The sequence below is a fragment of the Nostoc sp. CALU 546 genome (genome assembly GCF_048836525.1).
Window position 1 is genome coordinate 565 of record NZ_JAWJTF010000184.1, and the last position, 5,979, is coordinate 6,543.

The window sequence follows — 5,979 nt, forward strand, 5'->3', positions numbered from 1 at the left end:
ATTTTTGATGGCTTGGTTGTAATCTTCAATTGCTGCTTGCTTATCTCCTAAATCATCGTGAGTTATACCTCTATTGTAGTAAGCTAGTGCATAGTTGGGATTATTTTTGATGGCTTGGTTGTAATCTTCAATTGCTGCTTGCTTATCTCCTAAAACAGAGCGAGCTACACCACGATTGTAATAAGCTAGTGCATAGTTGGGATTAATTTTAATGGCTTGGCTGTAATCTTCAATTGCTGCTGGCTTATCTCCTAACTCATCGTGAGCTAAACCCCGATTTATATAAGCATCTACATAGTTGGGATTAATTTTGATGGCTTGAGTATAGTCTTCAATTGCACCGCGAAAATCTTTGTTATTGTATTTTTTTAATCCTTCTTTATAATAAGTATCAGCACTTTTCTGTTCTATTCTTATTGGATTTGTCAGTCCTAGCAAATAAACAGTACCACCACCCATCAATACAATTAATGGAATAACAACAAGATATATTGGAATAGAATTTTTTTGGCGGGGTGATGGAGTAATTGGAGGTGTAAGAGGCTGAGTTACTGGTATTGGCTGTGAATTTAACGCTTGTAAAACTTCCGCCGCCGACTGATAACGCTGCTGGTATTCTTCTTGCAACAACTTATCCAGGATTCGCCCTAATTCTTGACTTACTGGTTGCTGCAAATATTGTCGCCAATTAGTAACCCAACCATAACCTTGTCGTTGCCAAAGTTCCCAAGGGTGAATTCCACTCAACAGGTGAAAGCAAGTTGCGCCAACACTATATAAATCACTGGCTGGGTAAGCTTCACCTCCTTGCATTTGTTCCAGTGGCGCATAACCAAAGGAACCAATGGTTGTTCCTATTTGCGTTATCACCGTTGCTGTCAGTTGCTTGGATGCACCCAAGTCAATTAGTACCAACTTGCCATCACTGCGACGAATAATATTCTCTGGCTTGATATCGCGGTGAATAACTTTGTGGTGATGAACTGTTTTGAGAATATCTAACAAATCGAGCAATAATTCTCTGATTTTTTGCTCGTTGAAAATTCCCTGCTGTTGTAATTCAGCCAATAAATTCTGCCCATCGATAAATTGCTGCACTAAATACAGACGATTTTCTTGCTCAAAATACGCCAATAGTGTGGGAATTTGCGGATGTTCGCCTAATTGTTCGAGTCGCCTTGCTTCTTGTTCAAATAATTCTGTGGCTTTTTGCAGTGCGCCAGTTCCTTGCACTTGTGGTGCAAATTGTTTAATGACACATTTTTGATTCAATTTGTCTATATCTTCTGCCAAATAAGTTTTACCAAATCCCCCAGCACCTAATGATTTAATCGGGCGATAGCGGTTTCTCAGCACTACCAATCCTGTACCGCAGCTGAAGCAAAACATTGTGCGATCGCTATTGGGCGGATTGTGGCAATCTGAATTAAGGCAGCAGATCATAACTGTGCTTTTATTGGCAAATGTAATTATTATCGTCTAACTACAAGCTATTCCTTAAAGAAATCGCAAAATATAGGAATCCGCTTTGATTCCTGAAATTATTTGCGTAGGGAGGGAACAGGGAAGAGGTAACGGGGAACAGGGAAGAAGGAATAAAAGTGTACTGAGTTTTTTTCAAAAATCAAATACGAGTCCTATAGTAGAATTCCCAAAGTTAAATAACTGTGTAACATTCCTTTATAAAATTTAAACTGATTGCGGCGATGCCTAGTACCGCAAGGCGGAATTAAAAATTAAAAATTAAAAATTAAAAATGAAGACAGCGTAAGGGTTTTGTTGATTGGGAATGGGTGGTTTATTTTTGCCGTGCTGTACTAGGTTTAGCTGCGCTTAGGCATAGCTAAACTGTATCCTGTATGAAAGAAAAGCGATCGCTATCCTCAAAAAAAACTTAACATTAACCTTAGAAGTGTTAATTTTTCATCATACAAGCTCATGGGTTACTACATCGCTCCCCGCTTTTTGGACAAACTTGCTGTCCACATCACTAAAAATTTCCTGAAACTTCCTGGCGTGCGAGTTCCCGTGATTTTGGGTATTCATGGACGCAAAGGTGAAGGCAAAACATTTCAATGTCAATTAGTCTTCGAGAAAATGGGTATCGAAGTGACTCACGTATCTGGCGGCGAATTGGAAAGTCCAGATGCAGGAGATCCAGCGCGGTTGATTCGGCTACGCTATCGGGAAACAGCAGAATTGATCAAAGTACGCGGCAAAATGTGTGTACTGATGATTAACGATTTAGATGCTGGTGCTGGACGTTTTGATGAAGGTACTCAATATACCGTCAATACGCAGTTGGTAAATGCCACACTGATGAATATTGCTGATAATCCCACAGATGTGCAGTTGCCGGGAAGTTATGATTCCACACCTTTGCATCGTGTGCCGATTATTGTCACAGGTAATGATTTTTCTACCCTCTATGCACCGTTAATTCGGGATGGACGGATGGAGAAATTCTACTGGGAACCAGATAGAGACGACAAGGTGGGAATTGTCAAGGGGATTTTTGAACCGGATGGACTGTCACAAAAAGAAGTTGAACAGCTAGTTGATACTTTTATCAATCAGTCCATTGACTTTTTTAGCGCTTTGCGATCGCGCATTTATGACGAACAAATCCGCAACTACATTCATAAGGTAGGTTTTGAGCAGATATCCTTAAATGTAGTTAACAGCACTCAAGGGCCACCAGAATTTAAAAAGCCAGATTTCAGGCTGTCTCACTTAATTGAGTCTGGTAACTTTCTCGTTGGTGAACAAAAACGGGTGGAAAATTCCCACTTAGTTGATGATTACAACCGACTAAATCGAGGTGGTAATTATAATCAATCTGCACCACCTGCTGCTGTAACACCAATTAGTCAACCGTCAAATCGTGCAACTCAAGAAGTAAAAACTAATGGATTCCAGAAACAGCAAGCGTCAAGTCCACATTTGACTCTAGAGACACAAGAACAGATTCGGCAATTATTATCTCAAGGTTACAAAATTAGTATTGAACACGTAGATGAACGTCGTTTTCGCACAGGTTCTTGGCAAAGTTGTGTTAATAGCCACATTGATGCTGAGTCTGATGCAATCTCCAATTTGGAATCAACTCTAACAGAGTATAGCGGTGAATATGTGCGTTTGGTAGGGATTGATCCAAAGGCGAAGCGGCGCGTGGTGGAGACGATTATTCAGCGTCCAAATGGGAGAAATTAGGGATAGATACAGCAGAATTTAGGAGTTAGGAATCAGAAGTTCAATTGGCGCTTAGAAACTGCATTTACACAGACAAAACCCGCACAGGCGGGTTAAGAAATTTTCATGTTCTATTAGCTCAAGTTGGTGTAGCTCTTACAACAGTTTACAAGTAACTGAGGTACAAAAGGTAGGACTCACACATCATCTAGAAAGAGTTTTTACTTCCTGCCTCAAAACTCGAATCTTTGTACTTTATGTAAAAAACAACTGCTGTATTTGTGTAACTGTGAATTTTATTCGCTAGGGCTTTTTCAATTCTCAAACAACTGCAAAAAATATGCTTCTTCAATTTGAGAGTTGAATCCTAACTTTTTAACTACAAGTATTTGCTGAAGCCCAGTTCATCTTTCTTAAGTCACCAGTAAATATGGCTGTATATTGATAAGGTGATGAACCAGAACAACTCATAGAATTTGTATTAGCGCGGCGGGGAGTCCACCATGATTTTGCTTGCACAGTCAAAGTTGAATTTGTGCTATTCCATGATAGGTTGTTGACCACTAAAGAGTTAGTTTGTCCATTATCCGCCTTTTTAGCAGATAAAAATGTGGCATCGGAAACATCGCCATTAGCTGGATTAATCCGGGCTATAACTGCGACTTTTGGCCCGCCTCCGCTACCATAGCTAGGCAACCAACGTCCAATGGCAAAACGGCGAAAATCATTACCAGACTGACTACCAGTAGAAGAGTAAACCCCATATAAAACATTACTTCCATTCCAATACAATCCGTAACCTGTACCATCGTCTCTGGTTGTTTCGTAATCAGTACGACACCATGCTTTTATCCCATTATTGAAGCGAATAGTTATAGGATTTTTGTTATTTGAAAGTTGCTGATAACCAATATAAATACTGGTTTGTCCATTAAGTACTCTGGCCCCATTTTTACCTTTAATTGTCGCTTCACTATCATTGCAACTGAATGTTACAGCATTACCGATAGATGTATTTACCGTTTGGGCTGAAACTGGAGGCGTTTTTTGGGTGAGTACAAAATCAGCTACTAATATTACAGATACAGAAAAACCTGCAAAATACTTTTGTAATTTGCCAGAATAAATCATGCTATAAACCTGCCGAGTAAAGTGGAACGGAAAACACCGTACCACTATAAACTCTAATCAGTATTTAGACAAGTAAAATTGTTAAAGCTCCCATTTTGCAGTGTTTTCAACATTATAAAAGATGAGACTATACTACAAAGTGCATAATCTAATATGCGTGAAAATGCCTGATAGTAGCTGTATATAATTATTGCTTATCAAAGAGGATCAGTAGCTAGAAGAAATTGCAATAGGTTACGCTTCACTATAGGCAATTGCAGGAGTAAAAAAACAGGTTTTAATAAACAATGTAGCGTTTGTTCATTCTCCACATCCCTTGCGAGAATATTTTTTATCCTTTTCCTCCTGCTTACCGTCGTACTTTATTAAGCGGTTTTAGCATTTTCATCTGATATTTCTTCTGAAACAGCTTTTAAGCGGCTCAATCTGCTTTTGCGAATACGTTCGCTATCACGAATACCACCCGCCATTTCATATTCGCTGCTGTCTTTGCCATATTTAAAAGCAACTCCCCTTACCATCTTATCTGTAAGATTGCTTAAAATTTTTTCCATCTCATCAATTTTAGTTTTGGAAGAGTCAATTACAGTTAAAGCAGTGTTATAAGCATCAAGCATAGTCCGTAATTGCTCAATTGATTTAGTCAAGTTTTGCAAATCGCAATTATCACCAAAATCCATATTTGAATCAATTGCTTTCAGTCCAGCGGATCTCAATTCAGCTTTTTTGAGAACACGGGATGTACGTTTTTTACGAGACATAAATATATTCCTTCGAGATGCTTATAAAGCTACTTTGCCTTACCAAGGCTGTTTTCTGGTTCAGTAAAATTAGGGAATAATTGTATTTTTTAAAAAAATACAACCAAGTCTGAGTAATTTTTCTTAATTTTTAGCCTGTATCTGTTTTTCTTCACAATTGCTTTAATGTTAATGAGGAATGTTGCAATGTTGATAAGGAATATTGCAATGTTCGTAAGGAATGTTGCAATGTTAATGAAGAACATTGCAATGTTGATAAGAAATGCTTTCTTCTTGGTGAAGAACATTGCAATGTTAATGAGGAATGTTGCAATCTTGATGAAGAACATTGCAATTTTGATGATGAATGTTGCAATGTCGCAGTAGATTTTACGTATTTAGACCACGAGTAAGACGCTTTTCAGTTAGAGGATGTTTGAAAAGTCCTCTTGTTGGTAAAAAAACGTTTTAGATTAACCAGCGTTTTACCCCACCCTAACCCTCCCCTTGCAAAGGGGAGGGAACTGGATTTTCTATTTCCCCTTTTCGCACTCCAAAGGGATAAGAGGCGTTGATTATAACTTGCAAAGAGGAGGGAACTGGATTTTCTATTTCCCCCCTTTCCAAGGCTACCGTGTACACACAAGTCCTAAAAACCTAGCTTGATAAGCATTTCCTCGTTCCCAGTCTCCGACTGGGAATGCATTCATTGAGTCTCTGACTCAATATCTGACTAGAGGCAGAGCCTCTAATCAGGCATTCCTATGCAGAGCATAGGAACGAGATAAACCAGCGAACAATGAGAAATTGATCTTTTTTTGACTTGTGTGTACACCGTAGCTTTAAGGGGGGAGGAAAAACATCTATTCAAACAACCAAGAATCGCGGTATTCTCGGTTGGCTTCCATGCCCGCCC

4 protein-coding genes are annotated in these 5,979 nt (G+C 39.0%); 1 reads left to right on the forward strand and 3 read right to left on the reverse strand.

Annotated elements, in window-relative coordinates; translation table 11 throughout:
* Positions 1-1,443, reverse strand: a 1,443-nt coding sequence (locus RRG12_RS41015) for a protein kinase domain-containing protein (RefSeq protein ID WP_420763148.1), incomplete at its 3' end; no start/stop codon positions are given.
* 495 nt (positions 1,444-1,938) lie between these two features.
* Between RRG12_RS41015 and RRG12_RS41020 the strand changes: the two genes are divergently transcribed.
* Positions 1,939-3,213, forward strand: a complete 1,275-nt coding sequence (locus RRG12_RS41020) for a ribulose bisphosphate carboxylase small subunit (RefSeq protein ID WP_420763149.1) — start codon at positions 1,939-1,941, stop codon at positions 3,211-3,213.
* Between the two features lie 354 nt (positions 3,214-3,567).
* On the opposite strand, the gene RRG12_RS41025 is transcribed toward RRG12_RS41020, so the two are convergent.
* Together RRG12_RS41025 and RRG12_RS41030 are read right to left on the reverse strand one after the other, a co-directional pair.
* Positions 3,568-4,323, reverse strand: coding sequence for a hypothetical protein (locus RRG12_RS41025; RefSeq protein ID WP_420763150.1), 756 nt, complete (start codon positions 4,321-4,323; stop codon positions 3,568-3,570).
* Between the two features lie 365 nt (positions 4,324-4,688).
* The gene (locus RRG12_RS41030; RefSeq protein ID WP_420763151.1) at positions 4,689-5,084 is read right to left on the reverse strand and encodes a hypothetical protein; all 396 of its coding nucleotides are present in this window, start codon (positions 5,082-5,084) and stop codon (positions 4,689-4,691) included.
* Positions 5,085-5,979 lie beyond the last annotated feature (895 nt).